Raw genomic sequence first — 22,663 nt, 5'->3', positions numbered from 1 at the left:
GAGGGCTACGGCTGACCGGGCAGCCGGTCCACGGCCGCACACACCGCATCGGCGAGGTGCAGGCGCGCTTCAGCGTCGCCCAGGCGAATCGCATGCCACAGGTCCTCAAGAGCGGCCAGGAGGGCGAAGTCGCCAAGCCAGCGTCGCTCCAGTTCACCCAGGGGTCGGCCGTACCCTCCAGTGAAGGCGTCCTGCAGACCGGGCCGATCGGTCCATAGCAGCGACGGCCGGGCGAAATCGACCACCGTAGCCAGCAGTTGTGCGCGGGCGAACCCGGTTAGAGCCACGGACCGTGTGGGACGCTGCCACCGCCAGGCCCCGGATCCGAACGACCCGTGGCAGAAGGCAGGCGGCAGCTGCGGCAGCGCCTCCCGCAGGACGGCCAGACGGCCCCGGATGAGCACACGATGTCCGGCCAGCACCGGGGAATCGATCCGTTCCAGCACACGGTCGAGGTGGTCGACGTACCGCAGGGTGTTCGCGGCGGCCTGAGTCTGCCGGTCGCCAGCCCCGAGCGTGCTCTCGTGCAGTCTGCGCAGCAATTGCCCGGCCTGCTCGTGGACGGATTCCCTCAAGTGAAGCCCCCTGTCCGGAGTGTCGTTCACGCGTTCGCCGCGTGGCTCACGCGTCAGCAGCGCCCGCAGTCTGGGGTCGAACCCGACCATGCGTGGCGCAAGTCCGGCATCCAGCCGGCTGATGGCGTGCCGGTGTGCAGTCACCTCGCGCTGGAGATCACCATGAGTCCGCGGAATCCGCAGCTCGATGATCCCTTCCGGCGAGGACATCCGCCAACAGCGGGCACCGGAAACGTCGTTGGGCAGTGCCCATGCCTGGTGGCGCCCTACGTGATTGCCAGCCCAGGCGGCCAACTCCGGTGGGATCGGCGCGACTTCCAGGAGAATCGGCGCACCGAAAGGCGGCGCTGCGGTCGCGGCAGGGACCGGATCGGCAGGCAGGTCGTTGAGGTGTTCGCAGGCTAGGGACATGAGTTTCGCTGTCGGGCGCTCTCGGTGCGGTCGGTCGACACATGTGGCGAAGGGGGAGGCCAGTTCCGCCCGCGACGGGGGGCACGGACGGAACTGACGGTCTCGGCGCCGGATGGCTCCGGCGGGGTGAGGGATCAGGTGGTAAGAGCGAACCGGGCACGGTAGAGGTCGATGACCGTGTCGAGGTCGTACGTCACAGCCCGGCCAGCCGCTGCTGCATAGCCAGCCACGCCTCGTAGTCGCCGTTGCCGTTGAGCTCAAAGTTGCAGCTGACAATCCTGATGTGCCGAGCAGTCGACATGACCTTCCCTAAGAGAGCGGGCCTTTGAGCGAGCGTTGCGTTTCGCCGAGCCGAGGCCGGAGGAGCGGCTACCGCGAACCGAGCCGTGCGCGGCGCCGACGGCAAGGACAAGGCTCACAGCGGCATTCCGAGAACGCCGCACGGCCCGCACCCGCCCCATCGGCGCGACGGGGAGGGGGACCTCCCCGTGTGCCCCAGGGCAACTCGGAGCCGAGCGTGGACCGAAAGCCGGTGCGCCGGAACGGCTGCCCGGGGCGGTACAACTCTGGCCGAAGGTCCTGATCGCTGCTACGCGGCAGTGGGGTCGTTCGGCAGTCGTTGGAGCGGCGCACTGGTCAAGAAGGTCCGGGCGAACCACCACTTTCCACCTCGGTGTTGGCGCGGTGGGATCGGCTGGCTGGGAGAAACGATGCTTGAACGATTCAACGGTGGTGGTGCGACGAAGGCGATAAATCGTCACGGTGGAGGCGCGGCATCACCCTCGGGACCCTGATGGGCGGCGTGATCCGTGTCCTCCGGACTGGTCCGCCAGGCCGGAGGGCGTTCTGGGAAAGGTGGTCGGCCCGGTTGGGCCGTGGCCGGCGTACGCCGTTGTACGTGCGGGCTGCGGCGGCGGGGCCTGTCGAGGGAGGGCGTTGGTGTTCGGTTGCGTCACCACGGAGCGCCACGATGAGCTACGGGCTCAGGTCCGTGCGTTCGCTGGGGCAGAAGTGCTGCCTCGAATACCTTTGTGGGAGCAGACCCGAAGCGTCGATGACGAGCTGATCCGGGAGGCTGCCCGGCGAGGATGGATCGGTGTCACCGTCGACCCGTCCTTCGGAGGGATGGGCGCGGGCCATCTCGCGAAGACGATCATCATCGAGGAACTCGCCCGCGCTTGCGGGGCGATGGGGGCCGCGGTCCAGGCATCTCTGATCCCGGTCGCCATGATCATCAACTACGGCAGTACAGAACAGAAGGCCCGCTGGCTCCCACCTATCTGCCGGGGAGAGTGCCTTCCCACGATCGCGGTGACCGAACGGGTCTCGGGCAGTCACATAGCGGGAACGCAGGGGCAGGCCCGCCGCGGGCGGGGCGGCTGGCTCCTGAACGTGGAAAAGGCACACGTGGGCAACAGCCATGTCGCCGACCTGCACTGCGTGGTCGTACGAACCGGGCCGGGGCGAGGCGACCTGTCGGCATTCCTGGTGGAGAACGAGCGCGACGGCGTCTCCGTACGCCCGCAGGTGTCGGCCATGGGGCTGAACGGGTTCTCCTTCGGCACGGTGGTCATGGAGGACGTGTGGGTGCCGGAGGAGAACCTGCTGGGGATGGTGGGCGAAGGCGAAGACGCGGCCGACTCCTCCAGCGTCCTGTACGGGCGGGCCAATCTGGCCGCGGTCTCCCTCGGGGTGCACCGGGCAACCCTGGATGAGACGCTGCGGTTCGCCGACGAGACGGAACGCTACGGCAGGCCGCTGAGCCGACTGAGCACCGTGGAGCAGCGGCTGGGCCAGATGGTCGCCAATCTGGAGACAGCCGGGACTCTCGCCTATGCCGCGGCCAGCATGCAGGACCGTGGCCTGGCCTGCGACGGCGCGCTGATGACGGCGAAGCTGATGAACTACGAACTCGGCGTGAAGTCGGCCCGGTTGGCCATGGAAGTGCATGCCGCGTGCGGGGTGTTCACCGACCGGCCGCTGGAGAGGTTCTTCCGGGATGCCCAGCCGATCTTCGCGCCGGCCGGGACGTCTGACGTACAGCGGTTACGGCTGGCCCGGCTGGCCCGGGGTGCGACGGCGGGAGCGCAGTGGTCCCAGCGGTTTGCTGCCCCCGCGCCGTCGATGGTCTCCGCGTGAACTACGACAATGCGTCGATGCGCCGGTCGAGGAGGTACTGGCCCTGCGCCCCTCGCTCCTTCATGTAGTCGAGCATCCGCCGGCCGTCTTCCATTGGGCGGATGTCACGGCCGACCACGCAGATCGTCATGAGGGCGATGCCCATCTCCTTGTCCATCAGCCGGATGCCCATGTACGTGCGGATACCGACCAGGTCCACGACCTCGTTGCCCGCGAAGTCGGGCTTCATGCACACGTCGGGAAGGATCAGTGCCTTCGTCCGGTCCAGGGTCTCGGGGCAGTAGCCGTGTTCCAGCGGCATGACCCGTCCCACGGCGGCGGCCAGGGCCTCGGCCTCGGCTGCGGAGCCGAGTTCGTCTCCTGAGGGCAGGTGCATGCCGGTGAAGAACTGGCGGTCCGAAATCGCGTTGGCCATCGCCAGTGCCCCGGGCACCCCTGAATCACGGGCCAGGGCCGTGGTGAAGCGGTCGAACTCTTCGTCGGGACGGTCGGCGAGGCCGAGTTGGTGCAGCCGTGCCATCCGATGCGGAGTCTGGGCGTGCAGGGTGCGCTGGGTACGGGTGAGGTCAGACATGCTGTCTCCGGGAGGCGGAAGGGGGTGAATGGCGTGCGCGGACGGCGATGACGTGCGCGTGCTTGACGAGGGTGATCAGTACAAGGCGGGCCGAGCGGGAGTCACGGGCGTCACAACCGACGACCGGAGTCTCCGGCTCAAGCCGCAGCGCAGCGCGGACCCAATCGAGCGGGTAGCGGTCAGCCCCTTCGAACAGGTTGACGGCGACGATGAAGGGCAGGTCCCGCCGCAGGAAGTAGTTGATGGAGTCGAAGCAGTCCTCCAGGCGACGGGTGTCGGCCAGGACGACGGCGCCCAGGGCGCCTTCGACGATGTCGTTCCACATGAACTGGTAGCGCTCCTGGCCTGGAGTGCCGAAGAGATAGAGAGCCAGGTTCTGGCTGTCGAGGCTGATGCGGCCGAAGTCGAAGGCCACCGTGGTGGTGGTTTTGCCCTCCACGCCGTCGATCTTGTCCGTGCCGATCGCGGCCGTGGTCAGTTGTTCGTCGGTTGAGATCGGCTCGATCTCGCTCGTTGTACCGATCAGGGTGGTCTTGCCCGCGCCGAAACCGCCGGCTATGACGACCTTCACCTGGCTTAGCGGCTGGTCAGAGAGCTTCGAGACCTGCAAGGACTCTCCTCAAGGTGTCCGGGTCTTTGGCGTCGGCTTGTTGGGCCGGGATGGCCATCAGGAACTTCTCGGTGATCAGGTCGGCGACGAGGACCTTGACGGCCTGGACCGGCAGTCGCATCCGTCCGGCGATCTCGGTGATCGTGAGTTTGTCCCTCCGGCACAGCGCGAATGCGTCCGAGCGTTCTGGCGCTCCCTGGGGCGGATGCGGGGCGGTGCGGCACGCCTTGACCAGCGTGGTGCGCTCCAGGTCCAGGCGCGGGAGGGTGCGCCCCTCATTGACGGTGTACGGGCGCAGCCTGGGCGGGCCACCACCGGAGACGTGGGGTGCGTGCTCGGGGGTCGGCATCAGCCGACCACGGCGGCCCGCACCGGGGTAGCCAGGATCTGCGCGGCCCGGTTGGCCAGCATCCGCATCTCGTATCCGACCACGCGTACGTCGATGTCCTTGGTGCCGAGGACCGCCAAGACGCTGTTGTCACCCACCCGCGCGGCGAACATCATGCCGACGGTTGTCTCCATGATCACCTGGATTCCCACGCCGCCCTTGCCGTCGGGCAGGAGCGAACCCACCTGGCCGCAGAGCGAAAAGGCGCCGGTCGAGAGCGCGGCCAGCCGGTCCGCATCGTCCTTGCTGATGCCGTAGAAGTGCTTGAGCATGCCGTCCGAGGACGACACCGCGGCGCCGGTCGCCGAGGGCACGGTGTCGACGAGTTTGGACAGCAGCCAGTCCAGGCCGCCGATGCCGTCGGTCGGGGTGTCGGTGGTCACTGTGATCTTCTCCTTGAATCAATGGGTGGGGGGGTCAGCTGGCGGGAGCAGGTTGCTCGGGGCCTGCGTCTTCATCACGCGAGGCCGAGTGCCATCCGCTGGTGAACTGGTCGGCCAGCTGCCAGTTGTGGTCGGCAAGAGGGGCGTCGTACCCCGTGTCGGTCCCGGTCTGCGCCGGATTCGGCTCGGGAGACTGCGGATGGTCGGGGCGCACAGGAAGGGGGCGCAGGCCCCCGACCGGGCCGGGTGTACCGCCGTCGACCAGGTAAAGCGTGGCCGTCTCCGAGGAACCTGCTACCGCGGGCGCGGGTACTGGCCCTGAGGGCCGGCCCGTCGGCATGCTCGGGTGGGCGACAGCGCCCCGTGCCCCTGCGGCCGGGGAAGTCTGGCTGGCAGGCGTCGCTGCCGACAGCCGGGGCGCGGGCGTGGGGGCTGCCTGCCGTCGGGCAATCCGTCGCTGTAGCTCTGCTACCTCTAGGTGGCCGGCTTCCAGAAGCGCGTGCGGTACGACCACTGCCGCCTGGATCCCGCCGTACACGTTCTGGCGGAGCTGAACGGTGATGCCGTACCGGCGGGCGAGCGAGGCGACGACGAATAGTCCGTTCTGGCCGGCCGAGATCAACCGCGCACCGGCGTCGGAGGATTCGTGGTCGGCGAGCAGGGCGTTCATCTCAGCGAGGATCTCGGGCTCCATGCCGACGCCCTTGTCGTCGATCTCCACCAGCAGTCCGACGGGGATGAGCGAGGCACTCACGTCCACCCGGGTGGACGGACTGGAGAAAGCGGTGGCGTTCTCCAGCAGCTCGGCCAGCAGGTGAGTCACCGAGGCCACGGCGTACCCCGGAAGGTGGGCGTCCGGAGCGTTGATCACCTTGGCTCGCGCATAGGTGTGGATCTCCTGGATGCCCAGCCTGAGTACGGCCCTGATGGACTGAGGGTCCTCATGGCGCGACGACTGGACACCGCCCATTACCGCCATGCTTTCCGCCGCCCGATTGATGCGGGTGATGTCGTGGTCCACGCTGTACAGAGCTGCCAGGTGGTCGGGATCCTCGACATCTCGCTCAACGTCGTCCAGCTTCGCCAGCGCCGCGTTGCCCAAGCTCTTCAGCCGGTCGGAGAAGTTGACGAAGACCTGCACCCGCTGACCCGCCGCCTGCGTCATGGCGTTCCCCACCACCGCCCGGTATGCGCTCAGTTCACGCGCCAGGCGGGCGAACGGGTGGTCACCCTCGATATCGGACGCGGCAGCAGCCACGACCGGGCGCTGACCTCGCTGCAACCGGGATGCCGACTGCCGGGCTTCCTCTCCGCCAGCGGCTACCTGTTTGTGCAGGTAATCCAGCCATTCCGCGACGAGCCCGGTCTCCCCCTCGACTTCCCCGGCAACCGTCGATGCGTGATGGAAGGAGGCCACCAGCACGACGGCCCCTGCAGCGGCGACACCCGCGATCAGCCAGGTGGCAGTCTTCGGGGGGAGATCCGCCGTACAGACGAACAGGCCAGCGGCCACCGTCAGAAGGAGCACGAATCCGGCAGGAGCCACTGCCAGCCAGATCAGCCGCCGGCGCAGCGCCCGGGCTGCCGGGTCGGGTTCCTTGCGAATCCGGCGGTGCCGGACTCCCCTCGGGCCCGGCGATTCGGCAGCGGGCGAAGTGAATGCAGACATCGATGTCCTCGAAACGACAGGATGGATTGAGCTCCGGCTCGGTGCCGACGCGTCGCTGACCGCCCGATGCCGACGAACTCGCTGCCGTGGACCCGGCCTTGCCGACGGCGTCAAGCTGCCGACCAGGCTGGGGGCCGGCGGGCAACACGTGGACGCTGCCACGACGCTGAGACCCGTCGAACGCGTCGCCTCGGCAGCAGCCCACGACCCCGTAGGAAAGCCTGCTCCCGCCAGCATCAGGAGTAACGAAGAGCTTGCTCGATTCAACCGGTCGTCGCTACACGCGAAGCGGTCGTTCATGAGTCGTTTCAAGATGCACGGGGACGACTGGCCGGGGCAGATTCGGGCTTTCCGAATGAATCGGCGCCGGGAACGAGAGCGAGAAGGGCGGAACGACACCAGAACGATGGGCATGCCGTGCCGGAGCCGCTTCCGGGACGGGCGAGAGTCGCCCGGGTCGATCAACTCCCCTGAAGGCAGGGGAAAAGAGAGTCCCGGCGCTCGTGAGGAAACGGAAATGACGCCACCCTGCACCGTATTCGGCACGGTCCAGGGTGGCTTCGGGCCCATAGTTCGGCCCACTGATTCACGGCGATGCCGTGTGCCTTCAGGACGCGAGATCGAATTCGCCGAGGAAGCGCAGGACTCGGTCAATCTCGCCCGTGTGGATCAAGCGGCTTCGGGCCCGCAGCAGGCCAGCCGTGCCGTAGCCGCCGAGTTCGCGGCAGCGCTCGACCAGTCGGGGCCAGTCCTGGCCGAGACCGAGGTACTCGGCGAACGCCCGTATCCGCTCGGCGGGGGTGGCACCCACGGCAATGGTGCCCGTCCGAGCATGATGGACCGCTTGGGCGAAGGCATCGGAGGCACCTCTGGCACCGACGCTCTCCACGTTCCATACCGCGTCGGGAGCCAGCCAGTCGGCCACGATCACGCGCCGGTCCGGGGTGAGATGGAATTCGGGGAGCTGAGCGTAATCCTCTTGCGTGCAGACCCAGACGGTCAGACCGTATGACTCCATCAATGCGACCATGAGCAGCAGCAACAGCCGTTCGTACGGCTCGCTGCCGTGTACGGCGGATTCAGGCACACACAGGGCGCAACCGGGGACGCTTTCAAGGCCCGAAGAGCGGTCACGCATGAACCGCAGAAGGCTGTGGCGCTCGCGGAACAGGAGCCAGGCCGCCGCCTGTTCACCGAACTGGGCCCGCAACCACATCACAGGACTCACGTCGCCAGCCTTCAAATGCCGCTCGACGAAGGCTGCGCAGGCGTGCGATCCGAGCCACAGAGATCCAACCTGGGAAAGATCCGAATACGCGGTTCGGGCAGCAGCTGAGCGGCCCTGATCAAGGTGGAATTCGAGCCTTTCCAGTTCCGCATGGAGAGCGCCATCGTCGGCGAGAAGACTGTCGTCCAAATTCAAGCAGGCCCACAGGAGAGCGTAGGTCAACTCGTCGAGCCGGTACGGCATGGGAATCGGCAGTCGTTGCACGGGCATGGCGAGCTGACGCCGTGCGTGCGCCGCGTCCAACGCATACAGATCGTCGGCTCCCTGGGCACCCAGAGACCCGAGAAGCAAAGCCCGGCGCGTGGACCGGGTGAAGTACCTCAGATGCTCAAGATCCTCCGGCCCGATCACTACAGAGTCGGGCTGAAGTGAAGCCTCGTACATCTGGACCGAGACGGACGTGCCATCCAGGATCCGCAGGCCGTCCAAGTGCCACACCCCGCCGGTTCCCGGAACAGGGGCGGCAACGGACAGGAAGGACGTGTCGAATCTGATGTCCAGTCGGTGCGCGGCAGCGAGCGAAGCGTCATGAAGACTTCGGGCAAGTACGAGTTCCCGCTCCGGCGCCGGACCGAGAAGTTCTTTCACAGTGTGCCCGAGCCAGAATTCCACGACCGTCGCCGCGTCGCCCCGCGGCTCCTGGGTACCGGCACACCACCGTCCCAATGTGGTCCGAGTAACGCTCCTCACCCTGGCCAGGCGCGGGTTCTCGTAGTGCTTGGCCGCTCGGGCGCCTGCGCTGGCAAGCTGCGTCACGAATACCTCGTGGCGCCGCCATCCTCGCTTATGGAGGATGGCATCGAGGAGCGTCGGGTGACGCATGATCTTCCTTTCAGTGCGTGAGAGGTGAAAACCTCGATTCGACCCAATCGGCCTGACGAGTCGCCAAAGTCGTTAACAAGTTGGGCGATCGGTGGTCTGTGCCTTCTCTCAAGTGGAGGCATTCAGACGGTGGTGAGGGCTCTCCCGGTGATACGAAGACTCAGGCGCCGATCGACACCGGGATCTCTTCTATCGCCGCGTGGAGGCCTGTTGAGAACCACCCTGTTCGGTTGGATCGGGGCCATGCGGTCGGCTGCGCAGGATCGTGAAGGCCCGGGTGAGATCCTCGGGCGTGTCTACGGCTAGGCCCTCGTCCACGACCGGAAGCATCCGAACGCCGTACCCGTGCTCGATGAAGCGCAGCATCTCCACGCCCTCCGCCTTCTCCAACGGCCCCTGAGGGAGCTGTTGGAATTGCCGGAGAGCCTCACCCGTGAAGCCGTAGAGACCGAGTTGGCGCAGGTATGTCGGGCGCGTCCCCCGTGGATAGGGGATCGGCTGGCGCGAGAACATCAAGGCGCTTCCGCCCGTTCCCACCACGGTCTTCACGACGTTGTGGTCGAGCACGACAGCGGCGTCGACCAGTTCCGTATAGGCGTTCACCGCGAGGTTGCCGGTGGTGAGGTGGTGAAGAGCGTCGGAGACGGCGTCGATCGCGGCCGGCGCGATGAACGGCTCGTCGCCCTGAACGTTGATGTAGCCGTCGGCGGACACGCGCTCGGCGCACTCCGCGACGCGATCGGTGCCGGTGAGATGTTCCCGGGTGCGCATGCACTCGATGCCCAGACGGCGGCAGGCGGCCTCGATACGTTCGTCGTCGGTCGCGACCAGCACGCCGTCGAGACGCTTGGCCTCCAGGCAGCGCTGGTGCACGTGCCACAGCAGAGGCTTGTCCCCGAGCAGCGCCAAGGGCTTCCCGGGGAAGCGCGAGGCACCCCACCGGCAGGGGATGACCGCGATGTGGCGGCGCACGGTGCGCGGTTGCGCGGACGAGGCGGTGGACATGGCAATACCCCCGGTCGGTCGGCGTTTCAGGAACGTGCGGGACGTTCAAGGAGCGCGAGCTTGGCGCGGACGGTCGGCGACGCGGTCTCTCCGAACGGCCGCCAGTCGTAGCCGCTGACCTCCTCGGCCTGGAGCCTCACCATGTGCTCGGCTGTGAGCCGGAAGACGAAGCGGAAGTCGATGTGCTGGTGCGCCGGTTCCACCTTGGCGGGGTTGGCGTCGATGTCATGCACGTCGATGTCCAGGGGAACCGTCTCGAACCCGGGGAGCGGGGCGACCGCGTGGTCGGGGATGCCGGCTTCCTCGCAGAGTTCGCGGAGGGCGGCATGCACGAGGTCGTGGTCGCCCGGTTCGGTGTGGCCACCGGGCGCGAGGTACTTGCCGGTGGCGTTGTGATGGATGTGCAGCACGCAGTCGGCGGCGTCGAGGACGATGGCACTGCACGTGACGTGAGCGGGGAAAGTCTTGCGGTACGTGGGGTCCTGCGCACCAGCCAGAGCCGCGAACAGCGGGATGAGGAGCTGCCGTTCGCCGGGGTGGCGGTTGAGGTAAGCCTCGGTGGTGGCACGGATGTGGTGGGGGGACGGCGGCATGGGGTTCACCTGTCGAAGTGGTCGAGCCAGATCCTGGCGATGGTCTGACGGTCGGTGATGGGCATGGTGTGCAGGCCGGGCTGGAAGCGGCGGTGGCGGCGAGGATCTCGGCCTGGACGAGATGGATGTAGGTGCCGACGGCCGCTCCGTGGACGAAGTTGACGGCGCCGCCGTCGGCGAGCACGTAGAAGTAGTGACCTGTCATCTCGTAGCGCGTCAGCTGTTCCCCCACCTCGACTCGCTGGTAGAGCTCGTGGAGGGGCGCGAGCTCCAGCTCGTCTTCCGAGGAGGTCACCGATGCGAGGTAGGCGCCGTTACGCAGGGCGTTGAAGTCGTACTGGCGCAGGGCGAGATTCCCGGTGGCGCACAGGACGAGTTCGGCGTCCCTGACCGCCTCGGTGGTGGACGTGGTCGTACGGAAGCCGTGAGAGTGCGCCTGCACGCGCCGGATGGGGTCCTTGTCGTAGACCGTGACCCGCAGGTCTTGGGCGCGGAGGGTCTGCGCGATGGAGCGGCCGACTTTGCCGAAGCCGAGGACGCAGGCGTTGCGGCTGGTCAGGATGTCGCCGCGGGCGCGGACCAGAGCGTCGGTGGAGAAGACGATGGACCGGCCGACCAGGTGGTCTTCGCAGTCCTTGAGGGGTGAGCGGGCTACCGAGATGACGGGGCAGGGGATCTGATCGAGCGCGGCGTATCGCTGGTGTCCGTTCTCCGTGTCTTCCACAACGCCCAGGACACGGCCGGAGAACTTCTCGGCCACCGTGCGGAGACTGGGAGCGAAGTAGCCTCCGATGTCCGCCAGGACGACGTCCTGTCCCCCCGCGGTGTCCTCCATGTACTCCAGTGCGCGGGTGGAGTCTGCGAACAGTTCCCTGCTGAGGTCGTGGACGGGATAGAGGTCCCGGACCACGGCAAGTGTCCGCTTCTCGACGGACTTGGGCTTGGGCAGGACGGCACCGACGGTCGAGGTCGCGGCCATCGCGCGCAGGAACGCCGGGCGCTCGGAGAGCAGGTGCGTGATGATCAGTGAGGTGATCGGACCGGCTGCGGGGAATTGCTCGGTGACGCGCCGGAAGAAGGTGTCGAGTCGTGCTCGCTCGGGGCTCTCCACAGCAACTCCTCATGACTTCTGGCTGGTTAGGCGGCCTGGCCGTGCACGGGGAGCGCGGCGGCGAGGGTCTGCATGTGGGCGCGCATGCCGCTGTGGAGGTCGACGTGCGGTTGCCAGCCCAGGACCGCGTGGGCGCGAGCGGGGTCGGCGCGGGTGGTGAGGACATCGCCGTGGCGGGGGCTGTCCTGGACCACCTCGATGTCGCGGCCGACGAGGCTGTTGGCAATGTGGATCACTTCGAGAAGGGAGGCGTTTGCCCCTCCCCCCACGTTGATCACCCCGTGTGCGTCGGGCGTGGTGGCCGCAGCGATGGTGGCGGTGACCGCGTCGTCGATGTAAGTGAAGTCGCGGCGCTGGTGACCGTCGCCATACAGGCGCAGGGGCTGGCCGGTCAGGGCGCCGATTAGGGCGCGGTGGGTGAACATGTCGGTGCGCTGGCGGGGACCGTAGACGGTGAAGTAACGGAGTGCGACGACGGTAGTCGGGCAGTGCGGCTGCGCGGCGTGGGCGAGGCAGAGCTGTTCCTCGGCGAGCTTGGTGACGGCGTAAGGCGACGCGGGCCGCGGGTGGTCGGTCTCGACGCTGGGCCCACCGTCGGTGATGCCGTAGACGCTGGAGGAGGAGGCGACAACCAGTCGGGGAACGTGCAGACGGCCGATGGCGTCCAGCAGACGCTTGGTGGCCACGATGTTGGAGGCGACGTAGTCGCCGAACTGCGCTCCCCAGGAGGGGCGGACGCCGGGGATGGCGGCGAGGTGAAAGACGGCGTCCGCGTCGATGAGGAGGGGATCGATCACGCAGCTGATCAGGTCGGCCGTGACGTTCATGTACCCAGGTAGCGACCGCAGGGGGGCGAGGTTGGCTGCGGCAGCCAGGTTGGTGGCCGGGTCGCGACGGTCGACGCCGATGACTGTGGTCCCGGCTTGGACGAGGGCGTGGGCGAGGTGGGAGCCGATGAAGCCGGCGGCGCCGGTCACGACGGCACGGCGGGGAAGCGGGGGGTGCTGGGGGCTCAGCTGGTGTGTCACGGTGCGTCTCCAGTAGCGGTGGGGTCGGCGTTTCAGCTCAGCCGGGTCAGGACGGTGCGGCCGTGGGTGGTGAGGGCGAGATCGGCCTGCTCGTTTCCGCGGACGAGGGCGGTCACCGCCTCGATGGCACCGAAGGATTCGAGGAGGCGTTGCTCGGTGTCTGTGGGGCGGCGGCCGTAGCCGGAGTAGAACGCGTCCCTGAGACGGGGAGCCGCCTGCCAGCGACGGAATTCGAGACGAGCGAAGTCCCGGATGCGGGCATCGCGTCGCATGTGTTCCAGGTCGTACACGCCGAAGGACTCGCCGATGTTCCAGTTCCGCGGCTGATAGTCAAGGTGGCAGGCCGCGCTGTCCATGAGCGTGCCCGCCAGGACGTCCTGGTGGACGGCCAGCAGTCCACGTTCGTCGGCGGAAATGAGGCGGGCCTCATCCGCCCGCTGGATCCAGCGGGCAAGGCGGTCTGCCAGGTCTGGGCCGACGGCTCCGGAGCGCGGGATGAGGGTGGCCTGGTGGAGCAGTCGCAGGATACGGCCCGCCTCGTGGTGGACCAGTTCTTCCTCGGGCGATCCCGGGGTGACGGTGTCCGCCGACGCGCCGGACAGGGCGGTCACCAGGAGCGTGTGCGTGCTGTCGTGGCAGCCGACCAGATCGGGCACGTGCCCGTTGAGGTGCGGCGCCCAGGTGCGGTACGCGTGGACCTCCTGGACATACCGGGCTCTGCCACCGTGCTGCTTGGCGAAGTATCTGCGTCCCCGGCCGTCGGCCAGTTGGAGCAGGCGGGGCGGAAGGGACGGGTCCGGTATGACGCGGACGGCGCCGATCCGGTCACGGGCCAGGTCCAGGCGCGGATCGACGGAGGACGTGATCACGAGGTGGCCTCCTTTAGCGGGAGGGCCTGGTGGGAGGTGTCGTTGTGCCGATCGAGGATCCACCTGGTCTGGTCGAGTCGGTTGCGGTGGTGCTGCCAGCAGGTGACGGACGCGTGGGTGATGGTGAAGCCTGCCGGGGAGCCGAGCGGGAGGCCCAGGAGCAAGGTGTGGGCGGCGATCACGGTCTCGCCGTGCGCGGCGAACAGAACTCGGTCGCCCTCGTGTTCGGTGATGAGCTGTGCCAGGTGGGCGCCGGCCCGTTCCAGGTATCCGTTCCAGGTGTCGGAGCCCAGCGCCCACGGGGTGTCGGGGTGTGCGTGAGGCCCGCCGTCGGCGGCGGTCTTCACCTCGGCCCAGGGTTTGCCGTCGGCGTCGCCGTGGACCGGGCCGTCAAGCCGTACGTCCGTGGTGAGCGGGATGCGAAGGGCCTGGCTGATGATCTCGCCGGTCTGGAGCAGGCGCAGGCGCGGTCCGGCGTACAGCGCGTCGAACGGCTGGTGGCGGTGTTCGTCGGCGAGCCGCCGGGTGACCTGTTCCACCTGGGCATAGCCGCGGTTGGTCAGTCCGGTGCAGGTCCGAGGTCCGCCGACGAGTCCGTCGGCGTTGCACTGTGCCTCGCCGTGGCGGACAAAGACGAGTTCGCTGGTGATCATGCTCAACCTCGGAGTCGGGGGTAGGCGGGGGGCCAGCCGTAGCTGTAACCGTTGCGCCCGACGTAGGGGGCGGTCAGGACGGCGTGCAGAGCAAGGAAGTCGTCGAGGCGAGGGCGGTCCGTGGCACCAAGGCGGATGTCGTGGTGCCCGGCAGCCTCGTTGTAAGCGCTGAGCGCCGTACCGATGGCGTCATCGGGGAGCGGTCCATACGTCAGCAGCAGCGTGGCGATCAGCTTCGCAAGGTCGTACGCCATCGGCGCGAGCGTGAGGTCGTCCGTGTCGACGGTGACGACGGCCCCGGAAGGAGTGATGAGGAAGTTGCGGGGGTTGCTGTCCTTGTAGAAGGAGACGGGCCCCTCCGCAGTCTTCTCCAGCAAGGCCAACACCGCGTGCAGGGCGGCCTTGTTGGGCAAGTATCCCTGTTCCAGGCGGCGTTGGAGCGCAACCCGGCGGGGGCCGAGGTAGTCGGCGAAGGCGGTGCCGTCTTGGAAGCGGTGCGGTGTGGCCAGGTCGGCGGCCTGCAGGTCGCTGGCCCAGGCGCAGCCGTGGGCATGGCCCAGTAGCGTGGCCAGCGCGGTCAGGTCATGAGGCTGGACCGGGCGTCCTTCGATCCGCTGGTATGTCAGGCTGGCATGCCCGATCACCACGAACGACGGCAGCCGCATGGGGTGCGCGTGTTCGGTGAGCCACCAGTGGTGACGGACGGCTGCGGAGACCCGATCGGGCGTCTCGTAGAACTTGGTGAAGTGGGAGCTCATCATGATCGGCCCTCCGGGGGCCGGGCCACGACGAACGTGATGACGGACCGGGCGGTCACCGGCTGGTCCGGCACGAATTCGTGCAGTACGGCGGCCAGGGCGCCCGGTTGGCCGTACAGCCCCGGGGCGAGGTCGTACTTCGGGTTGGTGGCCAGGTACTCGGCGATGTGGTCGTGGCCGTCGAAGGTGAAGACGTGCTCCTCGTTCTCGACACTCACCACGTCGAGCGACGTCGCGGCCAGCGCAGCGATGTTGCCGCTGTGCGCCGAGACATACAGGCTCTCGTGCTGCTCGGCGCGAGGGTCGACGCCCGCGGTGGCGGCCAGGCGGTCCAGCTCCCGGTAGCTGTCGAGGCTCTTGGTGACCAGCACGGCCAGCCCGCCGGGGGCGAGGACGCGGTTGATCTCCGCGATGACCGTCTGCGGGCGCGGCGAGTGGTACAGGCAGAACGCGGCCACCGCCAGGTCGCACGAGGCTGCAGGCAGGGGCAGTTGGTGGAAATCGCCCTGGAGGAAAGTCACCTGCACGCCCGGCAGATGGCGGGTCCGCTCGCGGGCCTGGTCGATCAAGGCCGGGGCCGCGTCGAACCCGACGACCCGCTCCGGGTGCAGCAGGCTGGCCAGCACCGCACTGCTCGTGCCGCGACCGCAGCCGATGTCCAAGACCACACCAAGGCGGCCAGCGCGCACGTGATGGGCTCGCACCAGCTCGACAATCGTGTCCGGCACGGGCCGGCCTGCGGTCTTGGCCCGCATCAGGGCGTTGGACCGGCCGGCCAGGCGAGACGGATCACCGTAGAGGTCCGCCTGCCGCACGGGGTCGAGGAAAGGATTGACCTCGGTCATGCCGCGCCCTCCCCTCGCGGGCGCGGATGGCTCAGCTGTGCTGGGCCGTCACCTGTTGCAGCCAGCGGCGCGTCTGTCGCCGGTTGGCCAGCAGCACGACGTCGGATCGGCTGGAGGCGAACTCGTCGATCTTGGACATGACGCGCGGTCGCATCTTGCGGCGGTACGTCGCCACGTACTTGATCACGCCCCAGTGGATCCGGTTGTGCACCCCGTTGCCCTTGTGCCCGGCCCCGTGCCGCAGCTGCCGGGAGAAGATCCCGTACAGCGCGGAGATCGTGGACACGTCCATGAGGACCACGGTGTCGCAGGACTCCAGCCGGATCTGGAGCGTCGAGTTGTAGTTGCCGTCGATCACCCACCGCGGCTCGGCAACGAGTTCCCGCTGCAGCTCGGCGAACTTGTCCATCGGCAATGCGTTCCAGTCGTCGTCGTAGAACGCGGCGTCCAGATGCGTCACCGGGGCGTCGAGGATCTTCCCCAGTTCGCGGGCCAGGTACGACTTGCCGCTGCCCCCGCAGCCGACAATGGCAACCTTCATCATGGTGCTCCAGCTTAGGGTCGCTTGCGTGCCCGGGCGGACCGGCCGCCGGGATACATCCGGATGATTCAGGCAGGCCAGCCTGGAAGGTCTGTCGCATCAGGCTGCTCCTCGCTCGTTCGCGCCACGGACGAGCGTGGCCAGCACGCTCTCCAACGCGTCGACTTGTCGGCTCAGGCGGAACAGGTCCAGGCGGTCCAGGCAGGCCCGTATCAGGTCCGCGTGCTGCTGACTCCCGGCGATCTTCCGGAGATGGGCGAGCCGTTCGATCACCTCGTGGCCGGAGGTCACGATCAGCTCGGCGGGCACGAACTCCTCGACGTGCCGGATGTCGGCCGGCGCCAGGGGCAGGCAGCCGGCGAGTACCGCCTCGAAGATCCGCTGGGTCATCTGCCCGACTGCGGCATACCGCTCGGGCAGCATGAGAACGGTGGCCAGGGACCTGCCGTACAGTCCGTGGGCGTCCTGGAAGGGGATCCGTCCGAGGAAGCGGACGTGCGGCCAGCGGTCAGTCTGGGTCCATTTGCCGCCGACGAGGTGCGCCGCATGTGCGGCGGCCGGGGCGAAGTATCGGTCGAAGTGCTCGTCGCGGTCGTACTGGTTGCCGACATAGCCGAGCGCCAGGTCGCGCGGCTGGGCGGCGAGTGCGACGGGGTCGGCTTGGGCTAGGAGCCGGTCGTCGAGGGGGAAGAGCAGGCGGTGGGCGCCCGGTGAGGGTTCGAGGGCCGCTTCACACACAGCGCTCTGCAGGGTGCCGCGCCAGATGCTCTCGTGCCGCAGCGTGCGGTCCTTGTCCCAGATCACGGTCGGCGTGCCGCGCCGCGCGGTGTAGTGGGTGATGAGTTCGGCCTGGCGGTGCAGGTCACAGGTGTGGCCCTCGGTGCCGCACGAGGTCGAGTTGCGTCCGTTGATCGCCCAGCGCCATTCAAGGAACAGAGCGTCGATCTTCGGGATGCCGGTGTCGAAGGTGTAGGTGCCGCCGAGGTCGTCGTCGGCTTCCAGCAGGTCGCGGTTGGCCTGGAGGAAGACGATCTCGTGCCCGCGGGAGAGCAGGGCGTCGACGAAGGGGCGGCGGTGGCTGCGGCCCCCGTCCGGGGTGTTGGTGATGCCGTTGCCGAGGAAGCCCCAGAAGCTGTATCCGATCTTCATTTGGTGATCCACCGGTCTTCGAGCAGCAGGGCGTCCAGGCCGGAGCCGGCCAGGCAGTCCAGGGCCATGGCCGGTGTCCCGCAGATGGGCTTGCCCTTGACATTGAGCGAGGTGTTGATCAGGACAGGGACCCCGGTACGGCGGGCGAAGGCGGTCAGGACCGCGTGCATGAACGGGTTCTGCGTAGTGGTGACGGTCTGCAGGCGGGAGGTGCCGTTGGCGTGAATGATGGCCGGCACCCGTTCGCGTGCGGTGTCCGTCACGCCGGAGGCCATGGACATGTACGGCGCTTCCTGGCCGAGTGTGAAGAACTCCTGGGCGCGCTCGGCCAGGACCATGGGGGCGAAGGGCCGGAACGCCTCGCGGTATTTCACGGTGGCGTTGAGTCGTTCCACGACACCCGGTTCCAGGGGCGAGGCGAGGATCGAGCGGTTCCCCAGGGCACGGGGTCCGGCTTCCACCCGGCCCTGGAACAGGCCGACGATCATGCCGTGGGCGAGTTGGTCGGCGAGGAACTCTGCGGTCTCGATGCCCAACATCTTCTGTTGCAGTCCGGGCCACGGGGTGAGGTCGAGGGTGAGGTCGTGGAAGGACGGACCGAGGTAGCAGGCGCGGGCGATGCCGGAGACGGGGCGTCGGTTTCCCCCGTCCATGTGAAGGGCGACCGCAGCACCGAGCGCGGTGCCAGCATCGCCTGGGGCGGGGGGCACGAAGACCTCGTCGAAGATGTCGGCCTCGATGATGCGCCCGATGCTCACGCAGTTCGTGGCGACTCCGCCACCGACGCATAGGCGGCGCGAGCCGGTGATCATCCTGGCTCGCCGGGCCAGGTGCACCATGACCTTTTCGGTGCGCTCCTGGAGGGCAGCGGCCAGATCCTGGTGGACGTCGGCGAGTGGCTCGTCCGGGTGACGGGCGGGGCACGTCTCGGTGATGAAGCGACGGGATGTCCGGGGGTAGCCGGAGGACAGCGTGCGCGGGGGGAAGTAGGCCGGGTCGATGAAGAAGCCGGCCGACGTGGTGCGCACGGCGCGCGCGAACAGGTGGCGGAACCGCTTGGGGTCGCCGAGAGCGGCGAGGGCCATCACAGTGCCCTCCTCGTCCCCGCGGCGCCACCCCAGATGCTCGGTGACCGCTCCGTACACGTAGCCCAAGGACGCCGGATCATGAAGCTCCTCGACGATGCGGGTGCGCGGTCGCAGCGTCTCGTGACCGTGGCCGATGGTGGTGGTCTGCCGTTCGCCGAGGCTGTCGACGACGAGCACCGCGGATTCGGCCCATCCCGATGCGGCGAAGGCGGCCATCTGATGGGCCCGGTGGTGCAGAACGGGTGTGACGCGGGCGGAGGGGAACAGCCGGCCGAGGGTGCGGACGCGGTGCTGGGTGCGCAAGGCCACCTTGGCGAAGCCGTGGGCCCTGGGCAGCGCCCGCTCGCGGGTCGTCTCCGACAGGGCCAGGCGCAGCGCGGCCGGGGACTCGACGAGGTAGCGGGAGGGCTGGAAGTTGTAGGCGATAGCGTCCACGTCGCCGACGGTGATCCCGGCCTCCTTCAGCAGCCACGCGACGGCATGGCGCGGATACGCCTTGGTGTGCTTGTCCTCGGACAGGCGTTCTTCCTCGACGAATCCGACCAGGTCCCCGTCGACCAGGAGCGCAGCGGCCGAGTCATGGGTGTAGGAGCACAGGCCGAGAATGACGGACGGAACGTGGTCCATGGCGAACGTCACCTGACCCCTGCCACAGTGCGGGCGGACGAGGACGCGGCACGGCGGTTCAGCTCGCTGTACCAGGACGTCAGCGCCTGGCCAAGGGGGCCGTTGACCTGGTCGGCCAGTTGCCACGCCGCATCGTGCAGGTTGTCCTTCCACAGTCGGTAGCTGTGCATCGTCTCGGTCATGGCGTCCCAGCCCGGGTGCCCCGTGACTTCTCCGACCCGGACGTGCCGGAGCAGCTCGTCGAAGCCGTCCCACGGAGTGCTGAGGTCCGGCATGATCTCGCTCGCGGTGAGCGAGGTGAGTTGCTCGGCGTGGTCGAGGTGGTTCTCGTATATGTGCAGGGACCCCACCTGGTGGTGGAAGTCGCCGACCTCGGCGCCGAGCCACCCGGCGACCAGCTCGTGCAGGACCGTGTAGAAGAACAGGTCGTAGGGCAGGCCGATCCACACGTCCTGGCCGCGCATCGTGGTCGTCATGTGCAGGCGGCCGGTTCGCAGGTGGAAGGCGAATCCGAGCGTGCACGGCACGTCCTTGTGCCCAGCGGCGTCGAGGGCCGGGTCGTACAGCTGGATCAGAGCCCGGCGGGAGTCGGCATCCTCCTTGAGGGTGTCGACGACTTGGTGCAGCTGGTCGACCTTCCCCGCCCAGTTCCGCATTCGCGGCCCGTACGCGCCCCGTAGTACGCCGTCATCCGTGTACTGCCGCAGCCGGGCGTTGTAGTCGAATATCCACGGGTCGTCCGAGCCTGCGAGGTGCCAGACGGTCTCGGCCACCGCGAACGCCGGGTTGAGGATCCGGGCTGGGGGCGCGTGCAGCAGCCGAGCCCGGGGCTGGGTCAACCGCATGTGGACGTCGAGGACTTCGCGGGTGGCCATACCGCGGGGGGCGACCTTCTCGCCGGCCTTGGCCAGGGTGACGGCCCCGGCGAAGAGTTCGGCGACGGTGTCGGCGGTCAGGTGTGTCATTGGGTAGGAACTCCTTCACCCTGCGGCTGAGCGGGATCAGCGGCGGAGGAATCAGCTGGAACGGGATCAAGAGGCGTGGCGCCCTCGGGGCCGAGGATGAGGCCGGCGATGGCGGCGGCGCTGTCACCGCGCCACCTGCACACGGCATCCGGCACCGGCTGGGCCATGAGCTCGTCGGGGCAGGCCAGTGCGGTGAGTGCGGCAGTGACGTCGTCGGCGCTGTGACAGCGATGAGCCAGGCCGTGACCGGCCAGGCCGAGTGTGCGCTCTCCGGACGGTCCGATCTCCAAGACCGGCACCTGCAGGAGGACAGCTTCGATACCGCAGGTCGAATACGCACTCGCCAGGGCGTCAGCGCCGGCCAGACAGCCGCGTGCCCCGACCTGCGGATCGGCCACGGCAACGGGCAGCTCGTCATCGAGAGGGCCGCGGTCGCACTCGAACAGGGAGGAGAATGCTCCGACTCCCTGAGCGGGGTGCGGGGCGATGACGAGGCCCCAGTCACCGTCGGCCCTGCGCAGCCCTTGCGCGATCTGGTTGGCCTGAGTCCTGAGCCGGTCGTGGCTGAAGGGCTGGCAGGCCCAAACCATGATCCGAGAGGGAACACGGTCGTGGGCCGAGGCCATCAGCCGTGTCAGGTAGCGCCGTTGAGCCGCACGGTCGAGGCTGGTAAGGCAGTCGAAGCGAGGCTGTCCAAGGACATGGACCTCGGCCCCCAGATGACGCGCCCAGGTCATCGCCAGCGGGACGTCGCGTTCGCCCATGACCACGATGTGACGACTGTGCAGCGCAGGCCAGGCAACAGCCTCGGCCGTCCACGCACCGTGCTGGACGTGCACCGTGTTCAGCGAGTGGCGCTCGGCCGCGTGGACGGCGAGTGCGCCCAGGGGGCTCGTGTCGTTGCTGACCAGCACGGTGTGAGGCCGGGCCGCAGTGAGGACCTCGTCCAACCGCCTCTCGACCTCCACGACCGATCGCCAGGACGGCTGGGTGCATCCGCCCGCCGTCTCCAGGACAACGGAGATCAGCCGGACCAGCCGGGCCAGCCGCACGGTGTGCTGCTTCACCCGCACGACGCGGTCGTCGTCGGGCAGGTGGAGTTCATCCACCGTGCCGGAGATGCTGAAGAGATCAGCGGGCAGTGCACCGAAGCTCACGCCCTGCTCATCCGGTGCGATGCAGCGCTGGGCGTCGTCGGTGGCCAGGTCGAGGAGCAGACTCCTCGCTCCTTCACGGGAGAGCGCTTCGAGTACCGGAAGCAGCGTCGCCGCGTGCCGCGACGACCACGACAACGCCACCACCTCGCTCCGTGGCCAAGTCGAAGGCGCACGGTCCGAGCCGACATCCGAGCGGGCACGGGGAAGGTTGCGTAACCGCGCCGACCTCAGCGGATTGTGCGGGGCTGAAGCTCCGAGCACGAACGCCACCCCGGACCAGGTCACTGTGTATGACCGGTACTCCCGCGAACTACTCGGCCGCACCCCGACGAACCCTTCGTACGAAGCTGGAGTGATGCCACCGGGGGCCTCCCCGAAGGGCTCCCACGTGCTGAGGGCCATCAACTTGCGGACGAGTTGCCCCACCAGACGGCGCGCTGGTACCTGCTGCGCGTGCAGCCATCCCGCTCCGCCCGGTGTCGCCGTGAGATGCGCGCCGTAATTTTCAAGCGCCTCCATGACCTGGTTGACATGCTCGTCTACCTCACCCGAGTCGAGCGGCAGGGCCTCCAGGTCCCGGGTGGTGATCCGGTCGGCTCGCACCGTGGCGAGAGCACCCTCTCCCACCAAGGCCCACGAAGGCTGTCCGCCGAAGTCGGTCCGGACGAGGCCAAGTGCGCTGCGTCCAACAGCCTTCACAACAGCCCCCCTTCGACGAACGGGCCGTTGGGGGTACTCACGCCGAGGAGGTGCAACAGCTGCCTGGGCGTATCGGCGACGGCGGGGCACGGCCCCGTAGGACGGCCGTATCCCCATCCCGCGTGGATGTAGGAAACGCCGGCGCGACGTGCTGCCTCTTGGTCGACCGCCATGTCGCCGACGTAGGCCGCATCGGCCGGATCAGCGCCGAGGTCGATCAGGGCCAGCAGTATGGGGTCCGGAGCAGGCTTACCCCGCCCGTGTCCTTCAGGCCCGCGGACCGTGACGAACGGGCAGCCGAGCCGAGCGAGAAGAGGCGTTGCCCGGGCTAACGGCTTTGACGTCACGACGCCAAGGGACCAGCCATCAGCGGCGACCGCGAGAAGGACGTCTGTGATGCCCTCGAACTCTTGGGCCAGATGAGATGCAGCCGCAGACACGTCGGTGTACGTCCGGTGGATCTCCTCTGCGTTGGCCAGGCCGAGGCGCGCCATGATGTCGTCGAAGGGGCGGCCGAGCTGTTCCTGGTACGTCTCGAAGGGGATGTTCACGCCGTGGGCTTCCTGGACGGCACGCCACGCGATCTCCATCACAGGACGTGTGTCCACCAGAACGCCGTCGAGATCGAGGAGGAGGCAACGCGGATCTTCGAGGCCGCCACGGTCGTGTTTGCTCGCTGTCACGCAGGGCGAGGCAGCGGGAGGTGCTTCGGGAGC

At 68.2% G+C, this 22,663-nt stretch carries 21 protein-coding genes and 1 pseudogene; 1 reads left to right on the top strand and 21 read right to left on the bottom strand.

From position 1 onward, the window contains the following. Positions 1 to 5: 5 nt before the first annotated feature. Positions 6 to 986: an aminoglycoside phosphotransferase family protein gene (locus OHB41_RS38000; protein ID WP_266703819.1), complete on the bottom strand. Its 981-nt coding sequence runs from the start codon at positions 984 to 986 to the stop codon at positions 6 to 8. 939 nt (positions 987 to 1,925) lie between these two features. On the opposite strand from OHB41_RS38000, the gene OHB41_RS37995 reads away from it, so the two are divergent. After that, entirely contained in the window at positions 1,926 to 3,125 is a 1,200-nt protein-coding gene (locus tag OHB41_RS37995) for an acyl-CoA dehydrogenase family protein (RefSeq protein WP_266703817.1), read from the top strand. Position 3,126: 1 nt separating this feature from the next. On the opposite strand, the gene OHB41_RS37990 is transcribed toward OHB41_RS37995, so the two are convergent. The 20 genes and pseudogenes from OHB41_RS37990 to OHB41_RS37895 all read right to left on the bottom strand — a co-directional run bounded on the left by OHB41_RS37990 (position 3,127) and on the right by OHB41_RS37895 (position 22,630). Further along, complete coding sequence (locus tag OHB41_RS37990; RefSeq protein ID WP_261722836.1) at positions 3,127 to 3,699, bottom strand: GAF domain-containing protein; 573 nt, start codon at positions 3,697 to 3,699, stop codon at positions 3,127 to 3,129. Then, positions 3,692 to 4,309 carry a GTP-binding protein gene (locus tag OHB41_RS37985; protein WP_266703813.1) on the bottom strand — a complete coding sequence of 206 codons (618 nt, stop codon included), beginning with the start codon at positions 4,307 to 4,309 and terminating at the stop codon, positions 3,692 to 3,694. Before OHB41_RS37985 ends, OHB41_RS37990 begins: the two co-directional genes overlap by 8 nt. Beyond that, positions 4,287 to 4,658, bottom strand: a complete 372-nt coding sequence (locus OHB41_RS37980; protein ID WP_266703811.1) for a DUF742 domain-containing protein — start codon at positions 4,656 to 4,658, stop codon at positions 4,287 to 4,289. The genes OHB41_RS37985 and OHB41_RS37980 overlap by 23 nt, the downstream gene beginning before the upstream one ends. Further along, positions 4,658 to 5,080 (bottom strand): roadblock/LC7 domain-containing protein, encoded by a 423-nt coding sequence (locus OHB41_RS37975; RefSeq protein WP_266703809.1) that lies wholly within the window; start codon positions 5,078 to 5,080, stop codon positions 4,658 to 4,660. Before OHB41_RS37975 ends, OHB41_RS37980 begins: the two co-directional genes overlap by 1 nt. A 34-nt stretch (positions 5,081 to 5,114) precedes the next feature. After that, complete coding sequence (locus OHB41_RS37970; protein ID WP_266703807.1) at positions 5,115 to 6,608, bottom strand: ATP-binding protein; 1,494 nt, start codon at positions 6,606 to 6,608, stop codon at positions 5,115 to 5,117. A gap of 748 nt (positions 6,609 to 7,356) precedes the next feature. Next, positions 7,357 to 8,859 carry a hypothetical protein gene (locus OHB41_RS37965; protein ID WP_266703806.1) on the bottom strand — a complete coding sequence of 501 codons (1,503 nt, stop codon included), beginning with the start codon at positions 8,857 to 8,859 and terminating at the stop codon, positions 7,357 to 7,359. 189 nt (positions 8,860 to 9,048) lie between these two features. Next, complete coding sequence (locus OHB41_RS37960) at positions 9,049 to 9,864, bottom strand: 3-deoxy-manno-octulosonate cytidylyltransferase (RefSeq protein WP_266703805.1); 816 nt, start codon at positions 9,862 to 9,864, stop codon at positions 9,049 to 9,051. A 26-nt stretch (positions 9,865 to 9,890) separates the two neighbouring features. After that, entirely contained in the window at positions 9,891 to 10,457 is a 567-nt protein-coding gene (locus OHB41_RS37955) for an NUDIX hydrolase (RefSeq protein ID WP_266703800.1), read from the bottom strand. 5 nt (positions 10,458 to 10,462) lie between these two features. Further along, positions 10,463 to 11,568: pseudogene (locus tag OHB41_RS37950) on the bottom strand (adenosylhomocysteinase). Between the two features lie 26 nt (positions 11,569 to 11,594). Then, the gene (locus tag OHB41_RS37945; RefSeq protein WP_266703796.1) at positions 11,595 to 12,596 is read right to left on the bottom strand and encodes an NAD-dependent epimerase/dehydratase family protein; all 1,002 of its coding nucleotides are present in this window, start codon (positions 12,594 to 12,596) and stop codon (positions 11,595 to 11,597) included. 32 nt (positions 12,597 to 12,628) lie between these two features. Further along, on the bottom strand, positions 12,629 to 13,465 hold the full coding sequence (locus tag OHB41_RS37940; protein ID WP_266703794.1) for an aminoglycoside phosphotransferase/kinase family protein: 837 nt from the start codon (positions 13,463 to 13,465) through the stop codon (positions 12,629 to 12,631). Beyond that, positions 13,462 to 14,118 carry a histidine phosphatase family protein gene (locus OHB41_RS37935; RefSeq protein ID WP_266703792.1) on the bottom strand — a complete coding sequence of 219 codons (657 nt, stop codon included), beginning with the start codon at positions 14,116 to 14,118 and terminating at the stop codon, positions 13,462 to 13,464. The genes OHB41_RS37940 and OHB41_RS37935 overlap by 4 nt, the downstream gene beginning before the upstream one ends. A gap of 2 nt (positions 14,119 to 14,120) precedes the next feature. Beyond that, the gene (locus OHB41_RS37930; RefSeq protein WP_266703790.1) at positions 14,121 to 14,879 is read right to left on the bottom strand and encodes a phosphotransferase; all 759 of its coding nucleotides are present in this window, start codon (positions 14,877 to 14,879) and stop codon (positions 14,121 to 14,123) included. After that, positions 14,876 to 15,721 (bottom strand): class I SAM-dependent methyltransferase, encoded by an 846-nt coding sequence (locus OHB41_RS37925; protein WP_266703788.1) that lies wholly within the window; start codon positions 15,719 to 15,721, stop codon positions 14,876 to 14,878. Before OHB41_RS37925 ends, OHB41_RS37930 begins: the two co-directional genes overlap by 4 nt. Positions 15,722 to 15,752: 31 nt before the next feature. After that, a complete protein-coding gene (locus OHB41_RS37920; RefSeq protein ID WP_266703786.1) occupies positions 15,753 to 16,265 on the bottom strand; it encodes a P-loop NTPase family protein in 513 nt (170 codons plus the stop codon). Positions 16,266 to 16,361: 96 nt separating this feature from the next. Further along, positions 16,362 to 17,411: a glycosyltransferase family protein gene (locus OHB41_RS37915; protein WP_266703784.1), complete on the bottom strand. Its 1,050-nt coding sequence runs from the start codon at positions 17,409 to 17,411 to the stop codon at positions 16,362 to 16,364. Then, complete coding sequence (locus OHB41_RS37910) at positions 17,408 to 19,126, bottom strand: carbamoyltransferase family protein (RefSeq protein WP_266703782.1); 1,719 nt, start codon at positions 19,124 to 19,126, stop codon at positions 17,408 to 17,410. Before OHB41_RS37910 ends, OHB41_RS37915 begins: the two co-directional genes overlap by 4 nt. 8 nt (positions 19,127 to 19,134) lie before the next feature. Next, positions 19,135 to 20,091: a thymidylate synthase gene (locus OHB41_RS37905; protein WP_266703780.1), complete on the bottom strand. Its 957-nt coding sequence runs from the start codon at positions 20,089 to 20,091 to the stop codon at positions 19,135 to 19,137. Next, positions 20,088 to 21,947: a hypothetical protein gene (locus OHB41_RS37900; protein ID WP_266703778.1), complete on the bottom strand. Its 1,860-nt coding sequence runs from the start codon at positions 21,945 to 21,947 to the stop codon at positions 20,088 to 20,090. The genes OHB41_RS37905 and OHB41_RS37900 overlap by 4 nt, the downstream gene beginning before the upstream one ends. Beyond that, positions 21,944 to 22,630: an HAD family hydrolase gene (locus OHB41_RS37895; protein ID WP_266703776.1), complete on the bottom strand. Its 687-nt coding sequence runs from the start codon at positions 22,628 to 22,630 to the stop codon at positions 21,944 to 21,946. The genes OHB41_RS37900 and OHB41_RS37895 overlap by 4 nt, the downstream gene beginning before the upstream one ends. Positions 22,631 to 22,663 lie beyond the last annotated feature (33 nt).

This window comes from Streptomyces sp. NBC_01571 (assembly GCF_026339875.1).
Lineage (GTDB): Bacteria > Actinomycetota > Actinomycetes > Streptomycetales > Streptomycetaceae > Streptomyces.
This window is presented reverse-complemented; position numbering and strand designations above follow the sequence as displayed.

Bases quoted from the DNA above. Each gene is read 5' to 3' on its own strand.
- OHB41_RS37980 (WP_266703811.1), bottom strand. From the start codon at position 4,658: ATGCCGACCCCCGAGCACGCACCCCACGTCTCCGGTGGTGGCCCGCCC.
- OHB41_RS37930 (WP_266703790.1), bottom strand. From the start codon at position 14,879: ATGATGAGCTCCCACTTCACCAAGTTCTACGAGACGCCCGATCGGGTC.
- OHB41_RS37955 (WP_266703800.1), bottom strand. From the start codon at position 10,457: ATGCCGCCGTCCCCCCACCACATCCGTGCCACCACCGAGGCTTACCTC.
- OHB41_RS37915 (WP_266703784.1), bottom strand. From the start codon at position 17,411: ATGAAGATCGGATACAGCTTCTGGGGCTTCCTCGGCAACGGCATCACC.
- OHB41_RS37960 (WP_266703805.1), bottom strand. From the start codon at position 9,864: ATGTCCACCGCCTCGTCCGCGCAACCGCGCACCGTGCGCCGCCACATC.
- OHB41_RS37905 (WP_266703780.1), bottom strand. From the start codon at position 20,091: ATGACACACCTGACCGCCGACACCGTCGCCGAACTCTTCGCCGGGGCC.
- OHB41_RS37910 (WP_266703782.1), bottom strand. From the start codon at position 19,126: ATGGACCACGTTCCGTCCGTCATTCTCGGCCTGTGCTCCTACACCCAT.
- OHB41_RS37925 (WP_266703788.1), bottom strand. From the start codon at position 15,721: ATGACCGAGGTCAATCCTTTCCTCGACCCCGTGCGGCAGGCGGACCTC.
- OHB41_RS37990 (WP_261722836.1), bottom strand. From the start codon at position 3,699: ATGTCTGACCTCACCCGTACCCAGCGCACCCTGCACGCCCAGACTCCG.
- OHB41_RS38000 (WP_266703819.1), bottom strand. From the start codon at position 986: ATGTCCCTAGCCTGCGAACACCTCAACGACCTGCCTGCCGATCCGGTC.
- OHB41_RS37935 (WP_266703792.1), bottom strand. From the start codon at position 14,118: ATGATCACCAGCGAACTCGTCTTTGTCCGCCACGGCGAGGCACAGTGC.
- OHB41_RS37920 (WP_266703786.1), bottom strand. From the start codon at position 16,265: ATGATGAAGGTTGCCATTGTCGGCTGCGGGGGCAGCGGCAAGTCGTAC.
- OHB41_RS37965 (WP_266703806.1), bottom strand. From the start codon at position 8,859: ATGCGTCACCCGACGCTCCTCGATGCCATCCTCCATAAGCGAGGATGG.